This is a genomic window from Ralstonia sp. 25C, assembly GCF_051904805.1.
GTDB lineage: Bacteria > Pseudomonadota > Gammaproteobacteria > Burkholderiales > Burkholderiaceae > Ralstonia.
This window is the reverse complement of sequence record NZ_CP196737.1, coordinates 158,990-182,202: the sequence shown is the minus strand read 5'-3', so window position 1 is coordinate 182,202 and position 23,213 is coordinate 158,990. Positions and strand designations below refer to the sequence as shown.

The window sequence follows — 23,213 nt, the reverse complement described above, 5'->3', positions numbered from 1 at the left end:
GCGTATTGCGCAGCGAAGATTCCATCCTCCAAGCTGGACGAAACGCTGAACATCGCCACGTGGAACGTGCGCGAGTTCGGCAAGACGCCGCGGACCAAGACGGCGCTGTACTACATCGCCGAGGTTCTGCGGCAGTTCGACTTGATCGGCGTGCAGGAGGTGCGCGACAACCTGGGTGATCTCAAGCGGGTGCTCGGCATGCTCGGGCCGGATTGGCATGCGGTGTATTCCGATGCCATCATCGATGCCGGCGGCAACCGTGAGCGCATGGCCTTTGTCTACGACCGCCGCGCGGTCACTTTCAACGGTCTGGCTGCCGAGGCGCAACCGCCGCGCACCAAGCGCGGGGCGGAATATCTGTCGGACATCTCGTGGTGGCGTAGCCCGTATCTCGCGTCGTTCCATTCGGGCAATTTCGATTTTGTCTGCATTGCCGCGCATATCCGCTGGGGCAGCAGCGAGCGTGAGCGCCTGCCCGAGATCGAAGCGCTGGCGCAGTGGGTATCCGACAAGGCGCAGGAGAAGGACGCCGACGGCAAAGACCTGATCGTCATGGGCGATTTCAACATCCCCAGCGAGAAGAGCCCGCTCTTCAAGGCGCTGACCGCCAAGGGCCTGCGCGTGCCCGACAAGCTGTTGCGCAGCACCTTCGGCAGCAATCTGGAGAAGAACAAGCGCTACGACCAGATCCTGCACTTGCCGGAGTACCCCGAAAGCTTCATCAACGCAGGTGGCGTGCTCGATTTCTACCAGGGCGATCACACGCCGCTGTTTCCGCGCCTGACCAAGCAGGCCATGACGTATCAGCTATCAGACCATTTGCCGCTGTGGGTGCAGATCAACACCAACACGGAAGCGCACCTGTTGCGTGAAATTGCGGGCGTGTAGGGCGGGGTGTCAGTGGGCGCGGGAGACGGCTCGCCGCACCGCCAGCAGACCTAGGGCCAGTACGCAAAACATCGCGCCTGTGTGAAAGGTGGCAGCCGCGCCCAGCTTGTCCCATAGCAGCCCAGCCAAGGCGCTAGCGAGCAGCATGGCCAGCCCGCTCACCAAGTTGAACATGCCATAGGCGGTGCCGCGCAAGTCGGCTGGGGCGGTGTCGGCCACCATGGTGGCCAGCAACCCTTGCGTGATGCCCATGTGCACGCCCCACAGTGCCACGCCGGCAATGACGACGCCCCAGTGGTCGGAGAGGCCGAGCACCACATCTGCGGCAATTAGCACCACCAGCCCGAGCGCCAGCAGCGCGTGGTGGCTCATACGGTCCGATAGCTTGCCAAACGGGTACGCCGCCAGCGCGTAGACCACGTTCATCGCCACCATCACCAACGGCACCAGCGCGACAGGGATGCCGCCCTGTTGCGCGCGCAGCACCAGAAAGGCCTCTGAGAAGCGGGCCAATGTGAAGACCGCGCCGATCATCACCACCCACCAGTACGCCGCGCTGAGCCGCTTCAGGTTGTCGCGACGGATGGGGTTGGTGCGATGCGTGGTGACGTGGCCGTGGGGCTCGCGCAGGCCAAACAACAGCAACGCCACCGACAGCAGCCCCGGCACCATCGCCACCCAGAACACGGCGCGGAAATCATCGGCCCACAGCAGCATCAACCCGACGGCTAGCAGCGGCCCGAGGAACGCGCCCACGGTATCCAGCGATTGCCGCAACCCGAACGCCGCGCCACGCACCTCCGGCGGTGCGATGTCGGCGACGAGCGCATCGCGCGGGGCACCGCGGATGCCCTTGCCAATGCGATCCAGCAGCCGCGCCGTCAGCACAATGCCTGCCGTGGGGGCGAGCGCAAAGAGCGGCTTGGAGAATGCGCCGAGCGCGTACCCAACCACCGCCAGCCCCTTGCGCCGGCCGAGGTAGTCGCTCAGTACGCCGGAGAAGATCTTGACGATCAGTGCGGTCGACTCAGCCAGCCCTTCGATCAGGCCAACCGTCAGCGCGCTCGCACCCAGCGTCGACACCATGAACATCGGCAGCAGGCTGTGGATCATCTCGGACGAAATGTCCATCAGCAGGCTGACGAAGCCCAGCACCCAGACGCCGGCCGGGATCTGGCGCAGAACGCCCGGCCGTGTGGCGGTGGTCATCGCTGGGCGGTATCAGGCGAACGGCGCGAACAGGGCGTTGAGCTTGGCGCCGCTGGCTGCATCCCGCGCAAAGTTGAAGGTGCCCGCGGTCCGCAGTTCTTCCGCGGCACGCTGGAACGCACCCATGGCGGCGCGCGCCAGGGCGGCGCCCACGCTGATGCGTTTGACGCCGAGTTCGGTCAGCTCGGCCACGCTCAGGTTGCCGTCGGCAAAGCTCATCACCACGTTGAGTGGGCGGTCGATCTCGCGTAGCACGGTGGCGATCTCTTCGCGCGTCTTCAGGCCCGGTGCGTAGAGCACATCTGCGCCGGCGTCCTGGAAGGCCTGCAGACGGCGGATGGTGTCGGCCAGGTCGTTGCGGCCGTGCAGATGGTTTTCAGCGCGGGCCGTGAGCGTGAACGGAAACGGCAGCGAACGCGCGGCTTCCACTGCCGCGCGTATGCGTTCGACGGAAGCTTCCAGCGAATGGATGGGCGCATCGGGGTTGCCTGTGGCGTCTTCGATCGAGCCACCGACGATGCCCGTGGCGCCTGCGAGTCGGATGGTCTCGGCGACGGTTTCGGGGGCGTCGCCAAAGCCGTCCTCCAAGTCCGCCGCCATGGGCAGATCAGTGGAGGCGGCGAGATCAGCCACGTGCGCGAGGATGACATCGCGGCCCATGCCGTAATCGGGTCGCCCGCGCGAGAAGGCGAAGCCGGCGCTCGTGCTCGTCAGCGCCTCAAAGCCGAGCGCCGCCAGCAGCCGTGCCGAGCCCGGGTCCCACGGGTTGGGGATGACAAAGGTGCCGCTGCGTTCGTGCAGGTTGCGGAAGGTGTGCGCTTTTTCGATCTGGGTCGGCATGGGCGATCCGGTATGAGGTGGATGAGAGGGGGACTGCAAGGCTGCGACAAAAAAGGGGCGTGCCGAAGTCCGCCACATTACACGTGGACTGCCGCGCACGTTCAAACGCCTTTCAGGCAAGCTCGGATGTGCAGGACGCATGCGAGGCCTGGGTTGCTGCTTCCGAACGGATCCAAGCAGCCACATCACGCACATCGCGACGTGGGGCGGCCTCGGATTGGATGAGCCAGTACGCATGCGTGTTGTGCACGCCAGGAGCTGTTGTCGGAACGGTCACCAGGCGGCCGTCAGCCAGCAGCGGCGCAATCAACTCCAACCGGCCAAGCGCGATGCCCTGGCTCGCCACTGCGGCATGGATGATCTGGTCGTGCTGGTTGAAGCGCAGCACGGTGCGCGGTTTGGCGTGGCTCCAGCCGGCGGCAGCCAGCCAGTCGGTCCATTGGAGCCAGGGGCGGCGCAGGTCGCGGTCGTCAAAATCAAGCAGCGTCAGCCCGTTCAGGGCATCGGCCGAGTCCAGCGAACGCACGCCCAGCGACGGATGAGCCACCGGCGCCACCGTCTCGCCAAACAGCCGGATCGCGCCCGGCGGCGCGTCCCCAGGTGGGCAATAACGGATGGCCAGTTCGATGCCTTCGTTCTTCAGGTCGACGAGGCGGTTATTGGTGGCGACGCGCACGTCGATGTCCGGGTACTGCTGCTGAAAGCGCGCCAGACGTGGCAGCAGCCACAGCCCCGTCACGCCGATGCTCGCGGTGATCGTCACCGGCCGGCGCTCCGCAGCCACGCGGATGGCGCCAATGGCGTCCTGCAACTGCTGCACGGCACTGTCGGCGCTGCGGAACAGGCGTTCGCCCTCGGGCGTGAAGGCAATCGAACGATGCCCGCGCACCAGCAGCTTGACGCCCAGCGCCTCCTCCAACGCAGACACCTGCCGGCTCACCGCCGATTGCGTCAGGCACAAGTCGTCGGCGGCCAGCGTGATGCTCATGCGCCGGCCCACCGCCACAAAACCACGCAGCAAGTCCAGCGAGGCCAACCGAACCAGGGGAGTCGACATGCGTTTTCCTCATGCAAAAGGTTCTCAAAGATCAATTGAGCACCTGGGTCTGGCGAAGTTTAATAAGCCATCTGACGACATTCCAGTCAAACGCACGCTTGCAATGTGGGAATGTCAGTCGCAACGGAGAACTCATCCATGCACGCGAAATCCCCCACGCAATCTGCCTGGCTCCCTGTATTGGCGGGTGGGGCGGTGATCGGTCTGGCGCTCGGCATCCGCCACGTACAGGGCCTGTTCCTGGTGCCGATCACCATGGGCCACGGCTGGACGCGCGAGACGTTTGGCTTCGCCATTGCGCTGCAGAACCTGATCTGGGGCGCCATGCAGCCGTTTGCCGGCATGTTGGCGGATCGGTTTGGCGCGGCGAAGGTGGTGGTCGCCGGTATCGCCGTCTATGCGCTGGGCTTGCTGCTGATGGCGCATGCCGGTACGCCGCTGGGCTTTACGTTGTCGGCGGGGCCGCTCATTGGCGTGGGGTTGTCGGGCACGTCATTCGGCGTGGTGTATGGCGCCATCAGCCGGCTCACACCGCCCGAGCGTCGCAGCTGGGCGCTGGGTGTGGCCGGTGCAGTGGGTGGTGTCGGCCAGTTTGTGATGGTGCCGACGGCGCAGGGCCTGCTGAGCACCGTCGGCTGGGTGACAGCATTGGTGGTCATGGCGGTGGTGATGGCCGTGTTTTTGCCACTGGCGGTGCCGCTGCGCGAGCGCACGTCGGCAACCGTGGCCCAGGAGGCGCACCAGAGCATGGGCGCCGCTATCCGCGAAGCCTTTGCGCATCGGGGTTTCTGGCTGCTGAATCTCGGCTTTCTGACATGCGGGTTCCAGCTCGCTTTCATCGGCGCGCATATGCCGGCGTATCTGCTCGACAAGGGGCTCACGGGCCGGCACGGCATGGTCGCGTTGGCGCTGATCGCCGCCGCCAATATCGTCGGCACGTATTACTGCGGCGCGCTGGGCGGGCTGTTCCGGCGCAAGTATTTGCTGTCGCTGCTGTACCTGATTCGCACGGCGGCGATTGCGCTGTTCATCCTGCTGCCGCTGTCGCCGGTCACGCTCTATGGCTTTGCCATCGTGATGGGGCTGCTGTGGCTGGGCACGGTGCCGCTCACGAATGGGCTGCTGTCGCAGGTGTTTGGGGTGCGCTATATCGGCACGCTGTTTGGTTTTGTGTTCCTGGGCCACCAGATCGGCGCGTTCCTGGGCGTGTGGCTGGGCGGCGTGGTGTACGACCACCTGCATTCGTACGACGCGATCTGGTTTGGGGCGATGGCGCTGGGTGTGGTCGCTGCGCTGCTGCACTGGCCGATCGACGATCGCCAGCTGGCACGCGCGCCGATGGCCCAACCGGCATGAGCACGCGACTTGGCCGCTGGACGGCGTGGGCGCTAGTCGCAGTAAGCGCCGCGCTGATCTTCACAGCGTGGCTGACCCCGGAAGGTGCATTTTCGTTTGTGACGTTGGCGTCCTTCTGCGGGTAGGACGGCGCGAAAGCCCGATCTGTGAAACAATATCGGGTTATTCACTAGTGGGTACTGGTACGGTTTGCGCGGGATTTTCGTCGCTTCTGCGGCGTTCTCCTGTGAATGCCACCGTTCAGACATGACTTACGCCGTCAAGGAAATCTTCTACACGCTGCAAGGCGAGGGTGCCAACACTGGCCGCGCAGCCGTCTTCTGCCGCTTTGCCGGCTGCAATCTCTGGAGCGGGCGCGAAGCCGATCGCGCCACCGCCGTCTGCCAGTTCTGTGACACCGACTTCGTCGGCACGGACGGCACGCAAGGCGGCAAATACACCACCGCAGATGCCCTGGCCGACACCGTCGCCGCCGAATGGCCGGCCGACGCCACGGGCGGCAAACCGCTCGTCATCTGCACCGGCGGCGAACCGCTGCTGCAACTCGACACCCCCCTGATCGACGCCCTGCACGCACGCGGTTTCGAGATCGCCATCGAGACCAACGGCACCATCGCCGTGCCCGAGGGCATCGACTGGGTGTGCGTGAGCCCGAAGATGGGCTCGGAGCTGGTCGTCACCCGTGGGGACGAGCTGAAGGTCGTGATTCCGCAAGACGGGCAGGACCTGGACGCATACGAACGGCTGGATTTTCAGCATTTCTTCCTGCAGGCCATGGATGGCCCGCTGGCGCGGCAGAATACGGCGGCAGCCGTTGAGCTGTGCCAACGCCGGCCCCGCTGGCGCCTGTCGCTGCAAACCCATAAGATGCTGGGCATCCGCTGAGGCGGGCCGCTGCATCTTCTCCAGTCGTTCCTGCTGTTTTGTGGCCTCCGCTGCCGCCCAGTCCTTTGCGCTCCATGACCAAGACCGTTTCCATCACGCGCCGGCTCGAATTCGATGCCGGCCACCGCATCCCGGGCCACGCCGGCCAGTGCCGCAACCTGCACGGCCATCGCTACCAGCTCGAACTCACGCTCACCGGCGAAGTCCTGCACAACGACAAGGCTGCCGACGACGGCATGATCCTCGACTTCGGCGACGTCAAGCAGCTCGCCAACAAGCATCTCGTCGACCTGTGGGACCACGCGTTCCTGGTCTATCGCGGCGACACGAAGCTGGTCGAATTCCTGAACGGCATGGAAGGCGGTCACAAGACCGTCGTGCTGAACGACGTGCCGACGGTCGAGAACCTTGCGCAGGTCGCGTTCGACATTCTTGAGCCGGTGTTCCGCAATACGTTCGGGCACCATCTGCGCCTGTCCAAGCTCGTGCTGTACGAAACCCCGAATTGCTGGGCCGACGTGAAGCTTGCACGCCCGCACGAGCAGGATTGATTTCGTTCGCATGACCACGCCCCACGTCCTCACGCCGCCCGCCGACATGTCCGCCCACGAGCGCGACGGCTACTGGATGCAGCAGGCGCTGGTGCAGGCCAAGTTCGCGTGGGGGCAGGGCGAGGTACCGGTGGGCGCCGTAGTCGTGCGCGGCAACGAGATCGTCGGCGTCGGCTATAACGCGCCGATCGGCACGCATGATCCCTCCGCTCATGCCGAGATGCGCGCCCTGCGTCAGGCCGCCGAAAAGCTCGGCAATTACCGCCTGCCGGACTGCGAAGTCTTCGTGACGCTGGAGCCCTGCGTGATGTGCGCCGGCGCCATGCTGCATGCCCGCGTGGCGCGCGTCGTCTACGGTGCGCCCGATCCCAAGACCGGCGCCGCCGGCAGCATCCTCGACCTGTTTGCCGAGACGCGGCTGAACCATCAGACCGCCATCACCGGCAGCGTGCTCGCGCAGGAATGCGGCGACATGCTGCGCGCCTTCTTTGCCGAGCGCCGTGCCAGCCAGAAGGCCGCGCGGCTGGCAACGACCGACACCGACAAACCTGCCGCATGACTACTGTCCGCCTGATTGCGCCTTCCGGTTATCCGAATGACTCCGCCATCGCCGAGCGCGGCGTGGCGTTCCTGCAGGCGCAGGGCTGCACGATCGTCAATCGGGAGTGCCTGGGGCGCCAGCATCAACGCTTTGCCGGCGAAGACGACGCGCGGCTGGCGGACTTGCACCAGATTGCGACCGGCAGCGGCCAGGAAATCGCCATGGCCATCCGCGGCGGTTATGGGCTGACGCGCTTGCTGGACCGCATCGACTTTGCCGCTATTCACCAGCGCGCGCGTGCTACCAACACCATCATCGTTGGCCATAGCGATTTCACGGCGTTTTCGCTGGCGTATCTGGCCGCGACTGGCGGGGTGACATTCGCGGGGCCGATGCTGTGTGCGGATTTCGGGCCACCCGAGATGGATGCCTATATGGCAGAGCACTTCTGGGGCATCCTGCGCAACCCGACGTATTCGCTGCGCGTGGATGTGCCGCAGGCCGCAACACCTGCGAGCGTGACCGGCACGCTGTGGGGCGGCAACCTGGCGATGCTGTGTTGCCTGGTTGGCACGCCGTATCTGCCGAAGGTTCGCGACGGCATCCTGTTCGTCGAGGACATCAACGAACACCCGTACCGCGTCGAGCGGATGCTGCTGCAGTTGCAGCAGGCCGGTGTGCTGGAAGCCCAGCAGGCGCTTGTACTGGGTGATTTCTCAGGCTATCGCACCACACCGTACGACGCCGGCTACGACTTCGACACCATGCACGACTATCTGGCCGAACGTCTGTCGATTCCGGTCCTCACCGGCCTGCCATTCGGCCATTGCCCGACCAAAGCCACGCTGCCGATTGGGGCGCAAGCCGAGCTCGAAGTTGATGCCGCGGGCTTTACGCTGCACTTGTCGGGGTATCCGACGCTGAAGGCTTAAGCCCCCAAGCCATCCGGGTCACGCTCGGATGGTAAAATCCCAGGTTCTCCAAATGGCGTCCAGGGCAAGCGTTCACCAAGTGCTTGCGGCGCCAGATCACCGCTTTCCAAATCAAGGTTTCCACGTGCTTTCCACCGCCAACATCACCATGCAGTTCGGGCCCAAGCCCTTGTTCGAGAACATCTCGGTCAAGTTTGGCGAGGGCAATCGCTATGGCCTGATCGGTGCCAACGGCTGCGGCAAGTCGACCTTCATGAAGATCCTGGGCGGCGATCTGGAGCCGAGCGCTGGCAACGTGATGCTGGAACCGGGCGTGCGCCTGGGCAAGCTGCGCCAGGACCAGTTCGCCTACGAAGACATGCGCGTGCTGGACGTGGTGATGATGGGCCACACCGAAATGTGGGCCGCCGCGCAGGAGCGTGACGCCATCTACGCCAACCCGGAAGCCACCGACGACGACTACATGAAGGCCGCCGACCTGGAGGCCAAGTACGCTGAATACGACGGCTACACGGCAGAAGCTCGCGCGGGTGAACTGCTGCTGGGCGTCGGCATCCCGACCGACCAGCACAACGGCACGATGAGCAACGTCGCCCCCGGCTGGAAGCTGCGCGTGCTGCTGGCACAGGCGCTGTTCTCCAACCCTGACGTGCTGCTGCTGGACGAACCGACCAACAACCTCGACATCAACACGATCCGCTGGCTGGAATCGGTGCTCAACGAGCGCAATTCCACCATGGTCATCATCTCCCACGATCGCCACTTCCTGAACCAGGTCTGCACGCACATGGCGGACATGGACTACGGCACGCTCAAGGTCTACCCGGGCAATTACGACGACTACATGGAAGCCTCCATGCAAGCGCGTGAACGCCTGCAGGCGGCCAACGCACGCGCCAAGGAGCGCATCTCCGACCTGCAGGACTTCGTGCGCCGCTTCTCGGCCAACAAGTCCAAGGCCCGTCAGGCCACGTCGCGTCTGAAGATGATCGACAAGATCAAGGTGGAAGACATCAAGCCGTCGTCGCGCCAGAACCCGTTCATCCGCTTCGAGTTCGAGAAGAAGCTGCACAACCTGGCTGTGGAAACCGAAAACGCGCGCAAGACGTACGACCGCAAGATCTTCGACAACCTGACGATGGCCGTGCGGGCTGGCGAGAAGATCGCCATCATCGGCGAGAACGGCGCGGGCAAGACCACGCTGCTGCGCTGCCTGCTCAACGGCGCGGTGAAGAATGGCGTGCAGCGCGGCATCGAGATCGACGGCGGTACCGTCAAGTGGGCCGAGCACGCCAATGTCGGCTACATGCCGCAGGACACCTACGAAGAATTCCCCGAAGACCGCGACCTGATGGACTGGATGAGCCAGTGGACGCAGGCCGGCGACGACGACCAATCGCTGCGCGGCACGATGGGCCGCCTGCTGTTCTCGGCCGACGACATCAAGAAGAACGTCAAGGTGCTCTCCGGTGGCGAGAAGGGCCGCATGATCTGGGGCAAGCTGATGCTGGGCCGCCACAACGTGCTGGCGCTGGACGAGCCGACCAACCACATGGACATGGAGTCGATCGAGTCGCTGCAGATCGCGCTGGACAAGTTCGAAGGCACGCTGATCTTCGTGTCGCACGACCGCGAGTTCGTCAGCGGTCTGGCCACGCGCATCATCGAAGTGCGCCCGGACGGCACGCTCACCGACTACCTCGGCACGTACGACGAGTACCTGCAGAGCCAGGGCGTGGAAGTCTGATCGTCGAGCGTTCTCCGTTCGGCAAGAATAAAGGCGGCCTATGTGCCGCCTTTATTGTTTCTACTGGCCGCTGCGCCGCTAACTCGTCGCCTCGTCAATCAATAGATCGAGCTGGGCGATCACGTTGCTGGTATCGGGTTCGCCGCGCGTCTTTGTCAGGGCAGCCTTGAGCGTCTCGCGCAGGGCAACGAGTTCCTCAACGTTGCCGGCTTTCTCGACCTTCATTTCCAACAGATAGCCGCGCAGGCCCAGGTAGCGGCTGATGGTCTCGGTGTAGAAGCGGTACAGCCGCTGGTAGCCGTCAATACCTGCTTCGGCTGTGGCGGCGGAAGGTGCCGGAGGGGCCGCAGTGGTTGCCACGGGCGCAGGGGCAGGCGGAACACTCTTGGCGGGCGCAGCGGTGCCGGGCATATGCATGCGGATGTATCCGCCTTGCTCCAGCTCATCGAACACCGCCTGCGTCATCCCCAGCGGCTGAAGCTGGAGGAGGATGTCGTCGCAGGTTTTCTCACCGTTGACCATCAGAAGCACGGCGCGGTGACGTTGGTCGAGGTGGTTCGCGCGTGTGCGGATCTCGTCCTGGCCCTTGTCGGTCTTCTGGTAGATGGTGGTGGTCATGCGATGTCTCCCTCGGCCGGCATGTCAGCGGCGCGCGCGCTGCTGGCTCTACAATAGGCTGATCATAACCGCCCGGGGGTGGCATGAATCTTAGTCGCAACCCGGATAGCACAACGCGCAGACCGCGCATCCACCAGAGCGAGACGACCAACGATGCAGCAACGCGACAAGCTTTTCATCAACGGCAAGTGGGTGGCGCCGCAGGGCAAGGGCGTCATTGAAGTGATTCATTCGGCCACCGAAGCGGTGATGGGGACGATTCCCGAAGGCAGCGTGGCCGATGCCGAAGCCGCCGTGGCAGCGGCCCGCGCCGCATTCGACAGCTGGGCAGCCACGCCCGTTGCCAAGCGCGCCGAATACATTCAGAAGATTGCCGATGGCCTCAAGGCCCGCAGCGAAGAACTGGCGCAATTGATTGCCGGTGAAGTCGGTATGCCGATCAAGCTGGCGCGCGCCATCCAGGTGGGCGGCCCCGTCTACAACTGGGGCAATTTCGCCAAGCTGCTCGACACGTTTGCATTTGAAGAACATGTCGGCAACTCGCTGGTGGTGCGTGAGCCGGTGGGCGTGGTGGGCGCCATCACGCCGTGGAACTACCCGCTCAACCAGATCACGTTGAAGGTGGCGCCTGCACTTGCGGCAGGCTGCACGGTGGTGCTCAAGCCGTCAGAGGTGGCACCGCTGAACGCCTTTGTGCTGGCGGAAGTCATTGAAGAAGCAGGACTGCCGCCGGGCGTGTTCAACCTCGTCACCGGCTACGGCCCGGTGGTGGGTGAAGTGCTGGCGAGCCACCCGGAAGTCGATATGGTGTCGTTTACGGGCTCGACGCGTGCTGGCAAACGTGTGGCCGAGCTTGCGTCGCAATCGGTCAAGCGGGTGGCGCTGGAGCTGGGCGGCAAATCGGCCTCGGTGATTCTGGAGGACGCGGATCTGACGGCGGCGGTCAAGGGTACGCTGTCGGCGTGCTTCCTGAACTCGGGGCAGACCTGCTCGGCGCATACCCGCATGCTGGTGCCGCGCGCCAAGTATGAAGAGGTGAAGGCCTTGGCCGCGCAGTTCGCCCAAAGCTATGTGCCGGGCGACCCCGCGCAGGAAAACACGCGCCTGGGCCCGCTGATCTCCGCTGTGCAGCGCGATCGTGTGTTGGGTTATATCCGCAAGGGGCTGGAAGAGGGCGCGGAGCTCATCACCGGTGGTGCGGAAGCGCCGGAGGGCCTGTTCGACCGGCTTCTTCGTCAAGCCGACCGTGCTCGGCAACGTCAAGACCACTGACACCGTGGCGCGCGAAGAAATCTTCGGCCCCGTGCTGACTGTGATCTGCTACGACGACGAGGAAGAGGCCATCCGCATTGCCAACGACAGCATCTACGGCCTGGGCGGTGGCGTGTGGTCGGGCGACGAGGCGCGGGCGATTCGTGTGGCGCGTCGCATTCGCACTGGGCAGGTCAATATCAATGGTGGGCCGTTCAACATGCAGGCACCGTTTGGCGGCTATAAGCAATCCGGCAACGGGCGGGAGAATGGCAAATACGGGCTGGAGGAGTTCCTGGAGTACAAGGCGCTACAACTCAACCCCGCGCAGAACGGTTGATCGACCGGTTGATCAACAAGCGGCGCCCAAAAAGAAACCCGGCTTCGGCCGGGTTTTTTGCGTTCGGAGCCCCCCTTACTTGCGGCTGCCGTCGGCGTTGTAGCCCTGAGCGGTACCCTCGGCCAGGATGCGTGTCCAGACCACGTTGCGTTCCTCGTCGCTCATGAAGACCCAGTTGCTGACTTCCAGTTGGGTGCGGCCGCAGCCTTGGCAGACTTCGTCGAAGAGGGTCGAGCAGATGCCGATGCAGGGGCTGTCGGGGCGGCCTAGCAGAGTGCTGCCGGACGCACTGATTTCGTCGTCGATCATGGGCGGGAGGGCGGTCGATTCGGTCATGGGGCGCTATTTTACCGGCTTCGACCCTGGCCCCGGCTGCCCCGTCCGTTGGCCCACGTGATCCGCCGCTGCACACAGCGTGAGCGCGGAATTGACCAGCGCAATGTGCGAAAACGCTTGCGGAAAATTGCCGACCAACCGCCCCACGCGCGGGTCGTATTCCTCTGCGAGGAGGCCTACGTCATTGCGCAGCGCCAGCAGCTTGATAAACAGAGCACGGGCTTCGTCGTGGCGGCCTTGCATGACGAGGTTGTCGACGTACCAGAAGCTGCAAGCGAGGAAGACACCCTCGCCCTCGGGCAGTCCATCGGCCACGGCCTCGGTGCGGTAGCGGCGTACGAGGCCGTCGACCAGCAGGTCTTCTTCGATGGCTTTGACGGTGCCTCGGATGCGCGGGTCGGACGCGGGTAGGAAGCCGACCAGCGGCAGCATCAGCAGGGCAGCGTCCAATTCTTCGCTGCCGTAGCTCTGCACGAAGCAGTTGCGTCGGGCGTTGACGCCGTGGGTGCAGACCTCGGCGTGGATGCGGTCGCGTATGGCGCGCCAGCGCTCTATGGGGCCTTCCAGGTTGAAGTCTTCGATGGTCCTGACCGCGCGGTCGAACGCCACCCACGCCATGACCTTGGAGTGCGTGAAATGCCGTGAGGGGCCGCGTACCTCCCAGATGCCTTCGTCGGGCGTTTGCCAGAGGGTTTCCAGATGCGTCATCAGCGCGACCTGCAGGCGCCAGGACGCTTCATCGCCATCGAGGCCACCCTGGCGGGCGATGTAGAGGGCGTCCATCAATTCGCCATACACGTCGAGCTGCAACTGCAGAGCGGCCGCATTGCCGATGCGCACGGGCTGCGCGCCTTCGTACCCGGGCAGCCACGGCACGGTCCATTCGCCCAGACGGCGTTCACCTGCTATGCCGTACATGATTTGCACCTGCGATGGGCTACCCGCGATGGCGCGCTCCAGCCATTCACGCCAGGCACGGGCCTCGTTGTAGTAGCCGGCGTTCATCAGCGCGAGCAGGGTGAGGGTGGCGTCGCGCAGCCAGCAGTAGCGGTAGTCCCAGTTGCGTACGCCGCCGAGCTGTTCGGGCAGCGATGTGGTGGGCGCGGCCACCACGCCACCGGTGCGGTGGTAGGTAAGTGCCTTGAGCGTGATGAGCGAACGCAAAACGGCCTCGGTCCATTCGCCCGCGCCCTGGCAGCGGCCCGACCACGCCCGCCAGCGCGCCTCGATGTCGACCTGCGCTTCGAGTGCATCGATGGAATCCGGCAACGGCAGATGCGATGGCGAGTGCGACAACACGAAGGGCATTGCCTCGCCTTCGCTCACGGAAAAGTCCGCCACGGTGGACAGGTTCTCGCCCCGGATGGGCGCGGGCGTGCGCAAGGTCACCATATCGGGCCCGGCGATGGCGCGTAGCACGCAGTCTGGCATGTCACAGGGTGGCTCGGCGGGTGTGCCGGTTGTTTCCGATACGCGGCTGACCCACGGTACGGACGCGCCATAGTCGAAGCGCAGGGTCAGATCCATACGCATATCGACCGTGCCCGACAGCCCGCGCACGATGCGGATGAGGTCCGATGTGTCATCGCGTGTGGTTGTGGTGCCGGGCAGGCGCACGGTCATCAGGTCAGTCAGGCTGACCGTGCCGGTGTCGGTTTCGAACACCGTCTCAAGCACCAGCGTGCCGGGCAGATAGCGCCGATGCACTGTGCGTACGTTGCCCTGCGGGGCAATGCGCCACCGGCCATGGTCAGGCGTGCCGAGCAGCGCGGCAAAGCACGCCCCCGAATCGAACCGCGGCCAGCAGAGCCAGTCGATGGAGCCATCGCGCGAGACCAGCGCCGCGGTTTCACAATCGCCAATCAACGCGTAATCTTCGATCTTTGAGGGCATTGCACTCCACTTCATACCATCGACGAGGCCGGACCATGCACGACAGTACCCGCACCATTCTCGAATACAACGCCGGGCGCGACCCAGAACGCCTCACCCGTAAGCTGGAGGCCATCGCGGCCGATCCGTTCTCGTTCTTTCGCGGCACCAACAACCTATACGCTGCTTCTCTAGCCGATGCGCCGTTGCTCCATGATGCGCCGCGCACGCTGGTCTGCGGCGATCTTCACTTGGAGAACTTCGGCAGCTTCAAGGGCGACAACGGCCTCGTCTATTTCGATATGAACGACTTTGACGAGGCCCTGGTCGCGCCTTTCACGGTCGACCTTGTGCGCGTGCTGTCGAGCCTCCAGGTGGCAGCGCGCAGCTGGAAGCTGGCCGACGAAGACGCGCACAACCTGTGCCGCCGTTTTCTCGATACGTATGCCGCGTCGCTGGTCGATGGCAAAGCGCGCTGGGTGGAGCGCGCCACGGCCACTGGCATCGTGTACGAGCTGCTGCGCGGCCTGCGCAAGCGCAACCGCGCCGCCTATCTGGCCAGCCGTACCGAACGCGATGGCAACCGCATCAGCCTGCGCATCGACGGGCGCCGCACGTTGCGTGCCAGCAAGGAAGAGGCCCGCCGCGCGCGGCGCATCCTGGAGGCGTATGGGGAACAGGGCAATGGCCACGGTCAGCGCTTCATCGCCATTGATGTGGCAAAGCGCATTGCCGGCACTGGCAGCCTGGGGCTGGAGCGCTATTCCGTGCTCGCACGCCCCGAGAAGGACCCTGCCACGCTGCGGCTGATCGACATCAAACTCTCCGTGCCCAGCGTCTGGGCGGATACGCTGGGCAGCGCGTGCAGTGTGGCGCCGTGGCGCAGCGAGGCCGGGCGCGTGGTGGACATCCAGCGCGTGTCGCAGGCCATTTCACCCGCGTTGCTGCGTGGGGTGGTCTATGGCGCCAAGGGGGAAAAGCCGAAGTCGTACGTGGTCAAGAGCCTGCAGCCGACCGCCGACCGCGTGGCGCTGGGCTCCGGCAAGCACGTCATCGCCAACCTGGACGATGCCCTGCAAACCATGGCGCGCGTGGCCGCGTGGTGCCATTTGCGCGGCTGCGGCCGGCACGGCACCGACCTGGTGGAGCAGGTGCAGGACTATGCCGCCGGTACGGCGTGGCGCAAGTCGGCGCTGAAGCTGGCGGCTCACGGGCGGCAGGTGTCGCTCAAGCAGTGGGCCGAGTTTGCCGAGGACTATCGGCAAGCACGCAAGGGCAATCCCGGCTGACCCTGCACCAAAATGAGGGCGATGGGTGCGCTAATGTGCACGTCGCCCTCAAGTTCTGCTCAAGTTCTGCGCCAAGGCAACCGATAGTGCGGAGGTAGCCGGCCGCCCGGCGCGATCGTCGCGCCTGCGTGAGAAGCCGTGCACGCCACTCTCGCCGCCCATGTCCGCCCGTCTGACCATCCGCACCCGTCTGGTGCTCTCGGTTTCGCTACTGTTCTTGCTCGCTTTGCTGATTGGCGTTGCCGGCTTGCTTGGGCTGCGCGATGCCAACCGCGCGCACGAAGAAACCTTCACCAACCAGTTTCCGTCCGCACTCGCGCTGGGCGAGTCCGACCTGAGCCTCACGCGTGCCCGTACGGCGCTCGACAAGGCAATGCTGTATCCGGAAGACAAGGGCGCGATGAAGCTGCTGGACCGCACCGAAGAGCTGATTGCCGAGTCGGATGTCGCCTGGAAGAAATACCTGGCCCTGCCGCGCGATGCCGAAGAGGATCGCTTGGCCAAGGAGGTGGCCACCAAGCGTGAAGCCGCGTCCGGCAGCCTGCGCGACATCATCAAGGCGTTGCGCGCCGGAGACCGCGCAACGGCAGACAAGATCATGGAAAAGGGCGTCTCGGCGGCCTTCCGTGATTCCAATGACTCCAGCCAGGCACTGAGCAAGAAGCAGCTCGCGTTCTCGAAAGCCAACTACGACGCATCGCGCGAGGCGTATGCGCGCTTCCGCATGATCGTGATTACCGCCATCGCCTTTGCGCTGGTGGTGGCGCTGTGGTGTGCGTGGTCCTTGCTGCGCGCGATCGTGGGGCCGCTCAATGCCACGCTGGCGCAGTTCGACCGCATTGCCGCTGGCGACCTGACGCAGCCGGTGCACATTGACCGCCAGGACGAAATGGGTCGCCTGCTCGAAGGTCTGGCCCGCATGCAAAACGCGTTGACCGATACCGTGCGCCGCGTGCGTAACGGCTCGGAATCGATTGGCTCTGCTACCAAGCAGATTGCCGCCGGCAACGCAGATTTGTCGCAACGCACGGAAGAACAGGCCAGCTCGCTGGAAGAAACCGCATCGAGCATGGAGGAGATGACCTCCATCGTGCGTCAGAACGCCGACAACGCACGCCAGGCTAGCCAACTGGCCGACAGCGCCTCGGACGTCGCCGCCAAGGGCGGTGCCGTGGTGACCGATGTGGTCGCGACCATGCGCGAGATCAGCGCATCCTCGCGCACGGTGTCGGAAATCATCGGCGTGATTGACGGGATTGCGTTCCAGACCAACATCCTCGCACTCAACGCCGCTGTGGAAGCGGCCCGTGCAGGCGAGCAGGGCCGTGGCTTTGCCGTGGTGGCGGGCGAGGTGCGCAACCTCGCGCAACGCAGTGCCGCTGCCGCCAAGGAAATCAAGGAGATGATCGAGGCGTCGCTGGCCAAGGTCGAGACCGGCAGCGCGCTGGCCGAACGCGCCGGCAGCACGATGGAAGACATCGTGTCCTCCATCCGCCGCGTGACCGACATCATGGGCGAGATTGCCGCCGCCTCGAACGAGCAAAGCTCCGGCATCGAGCAGGTCAACAAGGCCGTCACCCTGATGGACGAAGCCACGCAGCAGAACGCTGCGCTGGTGGAGCAGGCCGCCGCCGCCGCCGAATCGCTGGAAGAACAGGCCCAGGCGCTGAACGCTGCGATTGCGGCGTTCCGCCTGGTCTGAGCGTATCGATACGATTTGCCGTAGGCGTCGGCATGTGTTGCGGTAACTTGCGTTGAGGACGGTTTCGGTGGATATAACCGGCTGGCTTAATCAAGGAATCACACCATGCCGTTCATCATTGCCGGGTTCGCGCTGATTGGTCTGCTCGTCTACGGCGCAGTCCGGTTGTATGCAATCGTCGCTGCGGCCTACGGCGCAGTGGCAGGCAGTGCGGCGGTGTTGGTTGCCACGGCGCTGCTAGCCTGCGCGGTCATCACCCTCATCCGGCGTTACCGCGCCGTTCATGGCGTCAACGTGAAAGGGCAGCGGATTGTGTCACTCAGCGGGAGCTGGGGCCAGGTTGCGGTGGATGCCGAAAGCAAGCGCGGGACGCTGCAACTCCATGGCCAGGACGCCCGCTTTCTCTTTGCTGATATTGCCGGTGCCGATGCGGTCGAGCGCGAAGGCGCCTGGACGCTGGCGCTGCGCCTGAAGCATCAGGTACAGGCGGATTGGCCAATCCCGATGCGCAATCGTCGCGAAGCGAAGCGCTGGGCAAAGATTTTTGCCCTGGCAGCCACACAAGAGCTTTGATCGCAGACGGTGCGCTTACTCCGTCGTGCTCGGGTTCCAGAACGCCTGGGCCACATGCGGCTGCGCTTGCAGCGCATTGACGATGCGGTCCAGCTCGGCCGCATTCACGGCGGTGGACATCAGCATCGCTTCGATTTCCACATGGTCTTCGCCGAACGGCTCGACTGACAGATCGCTGATCGGGTAGCTGGCTTCCTCCAGCAGGCGCTCCAGATCGGCCAGCGCTTCTTTCTGGCGCTCGCTCGTGGAGATCACGCACATCGTGTAGGTGACTTCGCTGGCCTGGTTGTCCAGCGGCGTGCGGTTGATGCGGTCCACCACGGGCCGCAGCAGGATGTTCGAAGCGAGCACGAACAGCGTCACCAGAATGGCCTGACCGATCAGATCCGACCCCGCCGCCGCCCCCACAGCGGCTGAACCCCACAGCGTGGCCGCGGTGTTCAGCCCACGCACGTTCAGCCCTTCCTTCATGATGGTGCCGGCACCCAGGAAGCCGACACCCGACACCACATAGGCGATCACGCGGGTGGTGTCCGATGCGGTGCCGATCTGCGCAGCCATATCGACGAAGGCGGCGGCCGCCACGGCCACCAGCGCATTGGTGCGCAAGCCCGCTGTCCGCTGCCTGATCTGCCGCTCAAAGCCGATCAATGACCCCAGCGCAAACGCCGAGGCAAGGCTGATGAATGAATCCACCAGCGTGGCGACATTGAGATGGACGAGGGCTTGCAGCGTCATCGGCGGCTCCTTCTTGATGTGGACCGGAGTCTCAGTTCGGGGCGCCGAGGGTTATAGCACGGCACCATGACACGCCGTGCGGCCCGGTAGGTTGAACGGGCTGGACGGCTACTTATAGTCCCACTGCATCTGCTCGGGGATCGGCACGGCGTCCGACGTTTCGAGGCAGCGGTCGAGGTAAGCGAGTAGGGAACGCGGCTGGAAGCCGGTCTCCTGCAGCAGCCGCGTGTTGTCGAACACGTAGCTCATGCTGGCGAACTTGGCGTACAGATGGATGCAGCGCGCAACCAGCCGCACGTTGCCGTCGCCGGTCATGCTCAGGAATTTACGCGCCAGGGCTTTCTCGGCGATTTTTTCCTGGTACACGTAGCCGGCCAGCGCCTGGGCGTCTTCTTCCGGCGTCTGGCAGCGCTTGAAGCGCGGGTACAGCGTTTCAATGCGCTCCGAGTTCGCATCGCCAGCACTGATGTGGTACAGGTTGTGCGCCAGCGTGGGCTTGGTCGACAGCCGCACGATGGCTTCCGCGCAATCATCCACGGGCAGGATGTTGACGCGGTCGCTCAGGCGGCAGCTGAAAGTCTCGAGCATGGCCACCATGCGCAGCATCCAGAAGATGCTGCCCGAGGGCTCGCAGCCGAGTGTGCTGTGGCCCACCACGATGGACGGCCGTACCACCACCAGCGGCAGCTCCGGCACGTCTTCGCGCAGCTTCAGCTCGGCCATCCCCTTGGAATACGTGTAGGGCACTGCGTGGTGCTCGATGGTCGGCACCTCCCAGCTTTCGCTGACATGGCGGTTGGCCAATTGACCACACGACATGGCGGTGCCGATCTGCAGGAAGCGCTTGAGCCGCTTGCCCTGCGCGGCCAGCTTGCCGAGCGCCAGCACGCCACCAACGTTGGTTTCCCACAGCGACGGGTGATTCGAGAACGTGGCCAGCGCCGCGCAATTGATGATGACTTCCGGATCGCCCAAGTTGGCGGCCCCGGCATCGCGCAGATCGAACAGCACGATTTGCGATTCGGTAATGGCGTCGAGCGCGGCCGGCTCGAACGCAAACCGGCGCAGATTGCTGCGCAGCCGCGCCAGCCCTTCGGCAGGCGTGTCACCGCGCACGGCAAAGCGCGTGTCAGCCAGCAAACTTTTGGCTGCCAGATTCGCGGCAATGGCGCCACCTACGAAGCCGGTCGCGCCGGTCAACAAAATACTCATGCGAAAAAACTCGAAATCCTAAGGGGGCGAAGCGGATGACCTTTCCGCTTGCAAACAGTGTCCCGCTGCATTCCGCTGCAATACGAGCGGCGCCGCATTACGCGACTGTCACGCGACACTTACGGCGACATGCTCGGCAGGGAACGGGCGCCGCCACCCGCTCAGGGCAGCGCACGGTGCGGGGCCTGCCGGGGCCGCATGGCTGGCGCCATGCTGTGCGGCCGGAAGCCCGCGCAAAACCGATCATTTATATGAATGTAACCTTTCAGCCACCTTTCTAGCGAGCGTTTTCGAGCCGTTCCTCAGGAGGATTGACGTCAGGCCTGTGGTAGGGCGCACCCCGATGTTGCATTTGCAGCAATTTCGCGCGCGGCCTTGGCGCCTTCCACCTGCAGAATGGTTGGCAGCGACACGCCGTTCTTGGCGGCCGTCACCTCGGCCAGGATGGAAATGGCGATCTCCGGCGGCGTGCGGCTGCCAATGTAGATGCCCACCGGCCCGTGCAGGCGTGCCAGCTCGGCATCGCTCAGGTCGAATTCTTTCAGGCGTTCGCGGCGGTTGGCGTTGTTGCGGCGGCTGCCCAGCGCGCCTACGTAGAACGCGGGCGTTTTGAGCGCCTCCATGAGCGCGAGGTCGTCCAGCTTGGGGTCATGCGTGAGGGCGATGACGGCGCTGCGTTCATCGAGCTTCATGGCCATCACCGTGTCATCGGGCATGGTGCGGACCATGGTGACGCCGGGGATTGACCAGTCTTCGCTGTACTCCTCGCGTGGGTCGCACACCGTGACCTGATAGTCCAGGCCCACGGCGATCTGGCACAGGTAGCGCGAGAGCTGTCCTGCACCAATCACGAGCATTCGGTAGCGCGGGCCATGGATGGTTGTCAGGCGCTGCTCGTCAAACTGCAGGCCGTCGGTGGCGTTGGCGTGTTGCAGCACGGTCGCGCCGGTGGCCATGTCCAACGTGCGGGCGACGAGCTGACCGGCTTCCACGGCGTGCAGCAGGGCGTCGATACCGCTGGCGGCATTGAGCGGCTCCAGCACCAGCTGCAGCGTGCCACCGCAGGGCAGGCCAAAGCGGTGGGCTTCTTCTGCGCTGATGCCGTATTTCACGGCTTCGGGCTCGGTGTGGTGCAGGCCTTCGCGGCGCACACGGTCGATGAGGTCGTCTTCAATGCAACCGCCCGACACCGAACCCACAACGACGCCGTCATCGCGCAGCGCGAGCATCGCGCCTTCCGGCCGGGGTGACGAACCCCACGTTTTGACCACCGTGACGAGCAGCACACGCCGCCCCTGTTCCAGCCAGCGCACGCTGGTTTTCAAGACTTCAAGATCGACGCTGTCCATGATGCGGCTCCTGCGCGTTGGCGCCAGTGCAAGGTGGAGGCCGATTATGCCCCGTGGTGCAAAAACAGGTAGGCCGCCACCACGGCCACCACAGCCACGATGATCCACGGCCACGGGTTGCGTGGCTGCACCGCCGGGCTGATGGCGGATGTGCCTTGCCGTGCACCGTGGGCCTGTAATTCGCCGCCTGCCAGATCGGGGATGGCGTGCTCGGCCGGCACGCCGTCCACGGTGGGTGAGGCGCCAAGTTCTGCCGCAAAACGCTGGAAGAACTCATCCGCCAGCTTGCGCGCGGCACCATCGACGAGCCGCGAACCGATCTGCGCGAGCTTGCCGCCCACCTGGGCCGTGGCGGTGTAGGCCAAGCGGGTGACGGTCGGTCCCTCGGGCGTCAGTTGGACCTGCGCCGTGCCCTTGCCGAAGCCTGCGGCGCCGCCTTGGCCGTCGAAATGCAGCGTGTAGCTGCGGGGCGGCGTGATCTCCGACAGTTGCATGCGCCCCTTGAAGCGCGCCTTCACGGGCCCGACGGCGGCTTGCATGGCGATGTCGTAAGCGGGCGTGTCGCCATCGGCGGCAGCGGTGAGGCTTTCGCAGCCGGGAATGCAGCGCTGTAGCACGGCAGGGTCGTTCAATGCATCCCAGGCGGTCTGCAGGGGCACGGGCAGGAGGTGGGTCTGAGTCAGTTCCATGGGGCGGTTGGTCGTGCTGGGGTGGTGTGAGACGGCGCGCGCGGGATGCCTGTGCGGCGAGCATGCGCCAATTCCTGTTCCAGCGCAGTCAGGCTGTCGAAATGGTGGGCCGGCACCATTGCGTCTACGTATGGCAGGATCGCCCGCACACCGCGTGCCCGGGGCTCGAAGCCCGCAAAGCGCAGCAGCGGATTCAACCAGACGATGCGATGCGCGAACCGAGCCAGCCGGGCCATTTCGGTGTCGAGCAAGTCGATGTGTTCGTGGTCGAGTCCATCGGTGACGAGCAGCACGGTGGCACGGCCAGAGAGTGTGCGGCGCGCCCACTGGCGGTTGAATTCCGCCAGCGCGGCACCGATGCGCGTGCCGCCGGACCAATCCGGCACAAGCTGTGCGATGGCCTGCACGGCGATGTCCGGGTCGCGCTCCCGCAGCTGCCGGGAGACGTTTGTCAGCCGCGTGCCAAACAGAAAGGCCTGGATGCGCTCGCGCGATTGCACCAGCGCGTGGCAGTAGTACAGCACCGCGCGCGAATAGCGGCTCATCGATCCGGAAATGTCGAGCAGCAGCACGAGCGGCGGCGTGCGGTTGACCGGCTGGCGGTATTTCCAACCGGTCCATTCCCCGCCGGCACGCACAGCTTGGGCGGCGGTGGCGCGCAGGTCCGGGTGCCGGCCGCGCGAGGCGGCCTTCAGCCGGCGCGTGCGCTCCTGCGCCAAGTGCACCCGCCTGCGACGGATCATGTGTTGCAGCGTGCGCCATTCCGCGGCGTCGAGTGTGTCGAAGTCGCGCGTACGTAGGGCTTCGTTGGCAGAAAACGCCAGCGGCGCAACGATGTCATGGCGCTCGCCGTCGGGTGTGGGAGGTGGCGGCAAGCTGGTCGATGATTGCGCGCGCAGCGCATCGGCCAGGCGGTTGCTGCGCGCAGCGGGTGGAATGCCGCCGCGGACCTTGGGCAGCAGCAGGGCGCGCAGCTTGCCTTCCCAGTCCGGATCACGCCAGAACACGTTGAAGGCGGCATCGAACAGCGTGCGTTCATCGGGGTGGGAAACGAGCAGGGCGGACAGCGCTGCCTTCACGTCGTCTCGGCGGCCGATGTCGATGTGGCTGAGCGCTTCAATGGCATCGACTGCACGTGACGGCGCCAGCGGCATGCCGGCATTGCGCAGCAGGCGCACGAAGTGCGTGACGTTGCGGGCGAGGGTTGGCAACTGCGTGGGCAGGGTCGCTTGCATGCC

The 23,213-nt window shown here is 64.9% G+C and carries 21 protein-coding genes and 1 pseudogene; 11 read left to right on the top strand and 11 right to left on the bottom strand.

The annotated features are described in order from the left end of the window. Positions 1 to 66: 66 nt before the first annotated feature. Positions 67 to 888, top strand: coding sequence for an endonuclease/exonuclease/phosphatase family protein (locus ACS7SF_RS00795; protein ID WP_439891248.1), 822 nt, complete (start codon positions 67 to 69; stop codon positions 886 to 888). 9 nt (positions 889 to 897) lie between these two features. On the opposite strand, the gene ACS7SF_RS00790 is transcribed toward ACS7SF_RS00795, so the two are convergent. The 3 genes from ACS7SF_RS00790 to ACS7SF_RS00780 all read right to left on the bottom strand — a co-directional run bounded on the left by ACS7SF_RS00790 (position 898) and on the right by ACS7SF_RS00780 (position 3,994). Then, positions 898 to 2,097 (bottom strand): MFS transporter, encoded by a 1,200-nt coding sequence (locus ACS7SF_RS00790; RefSeq protein WP_439891247.1) that lies wholly within the window; start codon positions 2,095 to 2,097, stop codon positions 898 to 900. A gap of 12 nt (positions 2,098 to 2,109) precedes the next feature. Continuing rightward, positions 2,110 to 2,937 carry an isocitrate lyase/PEP mutase family protein gene (locus ACS7SF_RS00785; RefSeq protein ID WP_439891246.1) on the bottom strand — a complete coding sequence of 276 codons (828 nt, stop codon included), beginning with the start codon at positions 2,935 to 2,937 and terminating at the stop codon, positions 2,110 to 2,112. Positions 2,938 to 3,049: 112 nt separating this feature from the next. Further along, positions 3,050 to 3,994, bottom strand: coding sequence for a LysR substrate-binding domain-containing protein (locus tag ACS7SF_RS00780; RefSeq protein ID WP_439891245.1), 945 nt, complete (start codon positions 3,992 to 3,994; stop codon positions 3,050 to 3,052). Positions 3,995 to 4,132: 138 nt separating this feature from the next. On the opposite strand from ACS7SF_RS00780, the gene ACS7SF_RS00775 reads away from it, so the two are divergent. The 6 genes from ACS7SF_RS00775 (at position 4,133) to ACS7SF_RS00750 (ending at position 10,006) form a co-directional block, all read left to right on the top strand. Beyond that, entirely contained in the window at positions 4,133 to 5,350 is a 1,218-nt protein-coding gene (locus tag ACS7SF_RS00775; RefSeq protein WP_439891244.1) for an MFS transporter, read from the top strand. A 246-nt stretch (positions 5,351 to 5,596) separates the two neighbouring features. Continuing rightward, positions 5,597 to 6,235 carry a 7-carboxy-7-deazaguanine synthase gene (gene queE, locus ACS7SF_RS00770; protein ID WP_439891243.1) on the top strand — a complete coding sequence of 213 codons (639 nt, stop codon included), beginning with the start codon at positions 5,597 to 5,599 and terminating at the stop codon, positions 6,233 to 6,235. Positions 6,236 to 6,309: 74 nt separating this feature from the next. Continuing rightward, on the top strand, positions 6,310 to 6,786 hold the full coding sequence (gene queD, locus ACS7SF_RS00765) for a 6-carboxytetrahydropterin synthase QueD (protein ID WP_366173800.1): 477 nt from the start codon (positions 6,310 to 6,312) through the stop codon (positions 6,784 to 6,786). Between the two features lie 10 nt (positions 6,787 to 6,796). Continuing rightward, positions 6,797 to 7,345: a tRNA adenosine(34) deaminase TadA gene (tadA, locus tag ACS7SF_RS00760; protein ID WP_439891242.1), complete on the top strand. Its 549-nt coding sequence runs from the start codon at positions 6,797 to 6,799 to the stop codon at positions 7,343 to 7,345. Continuing rightward, positions 7,342 to 8,259 carry a muramoyltetrapeptide carboxypeptidase gene (ldcA, locus tag ACS7SF_RS00755; protein WP_439891241.1) on the top strand — a complete coding sequence of 306 codons (918 nt, stop codon included), beginning with the start codon at positions 7,342 to 7,344 and terminating at the stop codon, positions 8,257 to 8,259. The genes tadA and ldcA overlap by 4 nt, the downstream gene beginning before the upstream one ends. 124 nt (positions 8,260 to 8,383) lie before the next feature. Continuing rightward, positions 8,384 to 10,006 carry an ABC-F family ATPase gene (locus tag ACS7SF_RS00750; RefSeq protein ID WP_426398631.1) on the top strand — a complete coding sequence of 541 codons (1,623 nt, stop codon included), beginning with the start codon at positions 8,384 to 8,386 and terminating at the stop codon, positions 10,004 to 10,006. 78 nt (positions 10,007 to 10,084) lie between these two features. Here ACS7SF_RS00750 and ACS7SF_RS00745 read toward each other — a convergent pair whose 3' ends face one another. Beyond that, complete coding sequence (locus ACS7SF_RS00745; protein WP_439891240.1) at positions 10,085 to 10,624, bottom strand: hypothetical protein; 540 nt, start codon at positions 10,622 to 10,624, stop codon at positions 10,085 to 10,087. 153 nt (positions 10,625 to 10,777) lie between these two features. On the opposite strand from ACS7SF_RS00745, the pseudogene ACS7SF_RS00740 reads away from it, so the two are divergent. Then, positions 10,778 to 12,215 (top strand): annotated as a pseudogene (locus tag ACS7SF_RS00740) (aldehyde dehydrogenase family protein). 75 nt (positions 12,216 to 12,290) lie between these two features. Here ACS7SF_RS00740 and ACS7SF_RS00735 read toward each other — a convergent pair. Together ACS7SF_RS00735 and ACS7SF_RS00730 are read right to left on the bottom strand one after the other, a co-directional pair. Next, the gene (locus ACS7SF_RS00735) at positions 12,291 to 12,551 is read right to left on the bottom strand and encodes a DUF1289 domain-containing protein (protein WP_439891239.1); all 261 of its coding nucleotides are present in this window, start codon (positions 12,549 to 12,551) and stop codon (positions 12,291 to 12,293) included. 6 nt (positions 12,552 to 12,557) lie between these two features. Beyond that, on the bottom strand, positions 12,558 to 14,444 hold the full coding sequence (locus ACS7SF_RS00730; protein WP_439891238.1) for a glycoside hydrolase family 15 protein: 1,887 nt from the start codon (positions 14,442 to 14,444) through the stop codon (positions 12,558 to 12,560). Between the two features lie 35 nt (positions 14,445 to 14,479). Between ACS7SF_RS00730 and ACS7SF_RS00725 the strand changes: the two genes are divergently transcribed. The 3 genes from ACS7SF_RS00725 to ACS7SF_RS00715 all read left to right on the top strand — a co-directional run bounded on the left by ACS7SF_RS00725 (position 14,480) and on the right by ACS7SF_RS00715 (position 17,987). Continuing rightward, positions 14,480 to 15,712: a DUF2252 domain-containing protein gene (locus ACS7SF_RS00725; RefSeq protein ID WP_439891237.1), complete on the top strand. Its 1,233-nt coding sequence runs from the start codon at positions 14,480 to 14,482 to the stop codon at positions 15,710 to 15,712. Positions 15,713 to 15,872: 160 nt separating this feature from the next. Next, positions 15,873 to 17,414, top strand: coding sequence for a methyl-accepting chemotaxis protein (locus ACS7SF_RS00720; protein ID WP_439891236.1), 1,542 nt, complete (start codon positions 15,873 to 15,875; stop codon positions 17,412 to 17,414). Positions 17,415 to 17,519: 105 nt separating this feature from the next. Further along, a complete protein-coding gene (locus tag ACS7SF_RS00715) occupies positions 17,520 to 17,987 on the top strand; it encodes a hypothetical protein (protein WP_439891235.1) in 468 nt (155 codons plus the stop codon). 15 nt (positions 17,988 to 18,002) lie between these two features. Here the strand turns inward: ACS7SF_RS00715 and ACS7SF_RS00710 are convergent, their stop codons facing one another. The 5 genes from ACS7SF_RS00710 to ACS7SF_RS00690 all read right to left on the bottom strand — a co-directional run bounded on the left by ACS7SF_RS00710 (position 18,003) and on the right by ACS7SF_RS00690 (position 23,210). Further along, on the bottom strand, positions 18,003 to 18,725 hold the full coding sequence (locus ACS7SF_RS00710) for an MgtC/SapB family protein (protein ID WP_439891234.1): 723 nt from the start codon (positions 18,723 to 18,725) through the stop codon (positions 18,003 to 18,005). A 108-nt stretch (positions 18,726 to 18,833) separates the two neighbouring features. Then, a complete protein-coding gene (locus tag ACS7SF_RS00705) occupies positions 18,834 to 19,937 on the bottom strand; it encodes an SDR family oxidoreductase (RefSeq protein WP_439891233.1) in 1,104 nt (367 codons plus the stop codon). 317 nt (positions 19,938 to 20,254) lie between these two features. Beyond that, positions 20,255 to 21,286, bottom strand: a complete 1,032-nt coding sequence (locus ACS7SF_RS00700; protein WP_439891232.1) for an XdhC family protein — start codon at positions 21,284 to 21,286, stop codon at positions 20,255 to 20,257. Positions 21,287 to 21,330: 44 nt separating this feature from the next. After that, positions 21,331 to 21,975 (bottom strand): SRPBCC family protein, encoded by a 645-nt coding sequence (locus tag ACS7SF_RS00695; protein ID WP_439891231.1) that lies wholly within the window; start codon positions 21,973 to 21,975, stop codon positions 21,331 to 21,333. Further along, entirely contained in the window at positions 21,966 to 23,210 is a 1,245-nt protein-coding gene (locus ACS7SF_RS00690) for a vWA domain-containing protein (protein ID WP_439891230.1), read from the bottom strand. Before ACS7SF_RS00690 ends, ACS7SF_RS00695 begins: the two co-directional genes overlap by 10 nt. Between the last annotated feature and the right edge of the window lie 3 nt (positions 23,211 to 23,213).

Excerpts from the sequence above, each read along its gene's own strand:
- ACS7SF_RS00790 (WP_439891247.1), bottom strand. The coding sequence starts at position 2,097 with ATGACCACCGCCACACGGCCGGGCGTTCTGCGCCAGATCCCGGCCGGC.
- ACS7SF_RS00785 (WP_439891246.1), bottom strand. The coding sequence starts at position 2,937 with ATGCCGACCCAGATCGAAAAAGCGCACACCTTCCGCAACCTGCACGAA.
- ACS7SF_RS00780 (WP_439891245.1), bottom strand. The coding sequence starts at position 3,994 with ATGTCGACTCCCCTGGTTCGGTTGGCCTCGCTGGACTTGCTGCGTGGT.
- ACS7SF_RS00775 (WP_439891244.1), top strand. The coding sequence starts at position 4,133 with ATGCACGCGAAATCCCCCACGCAATCTGCCTGGCTCCCTGTATTGGCG.
- queE (WP_439891243.1), top strand. The coding sequence starts at position 5,597 with ATGACTTACGCCGTCAAGGAAATCTTCTACACGCTGCAAGGCGAGGGT.
- queD (WP_366173800.1), top strand. The coding sequence starts at position 6,310 with ATGACCAAGACCGTTTCCATCACGCGCCGGCTCGAATTCGATGCCGGC.
- tadA (WP_439891242.1), top strand. The coding sequence starts at position 6,797 with ATGACCACGCCCCACGTCCTCACGCCGCCCGCCGACATGTCCGCCCAC.
- ldcA (WP_439891241.1), top strand. The coding sequence starts at position 7,342 with ATGACTACTGTCCGCCTGATTGCGCCTTCCGGTTATCCGAATGACTCC.
- ACS7SF_RS00745 (WP_439891240.1), bottom strand. The coding sequence starts at position 10,624 with ATGACCACCACCATCTACCAGAAGACCGACAAGGGCCAGGACGAGATC.
- ACS7SF_RS00735 (WP_439891239.1), bottom strand. The coding sequence starts at position 12,551 with ATGACCGAATCGACCGCCCTCCCGCCCATGATCGACGACGAAATCAGT.
- ACS7SF_RS00730 (WP_439891238.1), bottom strand. The coding sequence starts at position 14,444 with ATGCCCTCAAAGATCGAAGATTACGCGTTGATTGGCGATTGTGAAACC.
- ACS7SF_RS00725 (WP_439891237.1), top strand. The coding sequence starts at position 14,480 with ATGCACGACAGTACCCGCACCATTCTCGAATACAACGCCGGGCGCGAC.
- ACS7SF_RS00720 (WP_439891236.1), top strand. The coding sequence starts at position 15,873 with ATGTCCGCCCGTCTGACCATCCGCACCCGTCTGGTGCTCTCGGTTTCG.
- ACS7SF_RS00715 (WP_439891235.1), top strand. The coding sequence starts at position 17,520 with ATGCCGTTCATCATTGCCGGGTTCGCGCTGATTGGTCTGCTCGTCTAC.
- ACS7SF_RS00710 (WP_439891234.1), bottom strand. The coding sequence starts at position 18,725 with ATGACGCTGCAAGCCCTCGTCCATCTCAATGTCGCCACGCTGGTGGAT.
- ACS7SF_RS00705 (WP_439891233.1), bottom strand. The coding sequence starts at position 19,937 with ATGAGTATTTTGTTGACCGGCGCGACCGGCTTCGTAGGTGGCGCCATT.
- ACS7SF_RS00700 (WP_439891232.1), bottom strand. The coding sequence starts at position 21,286 with ATGGACAGCGTCGATCTTGAAGTCTTGAAAACCAGCGTGCGCTGGCTG.
- ACS7SF_RS00695 (WP_439891231.1), bottom strand. The coding sequence starts at position 21,975 with ATGGAACTGACTCAGACCCACCTCCTGCCCGTGCCCCTGCAGACCGCC.
- ACS7SF_RS00690 (WP_439891230.1), bottom strand. The coding sequence starts at position 23,210 with ATGCAAGCGACCCTGCCCACGCAGTTGCCAACCCTCGCCCGCAACGTC.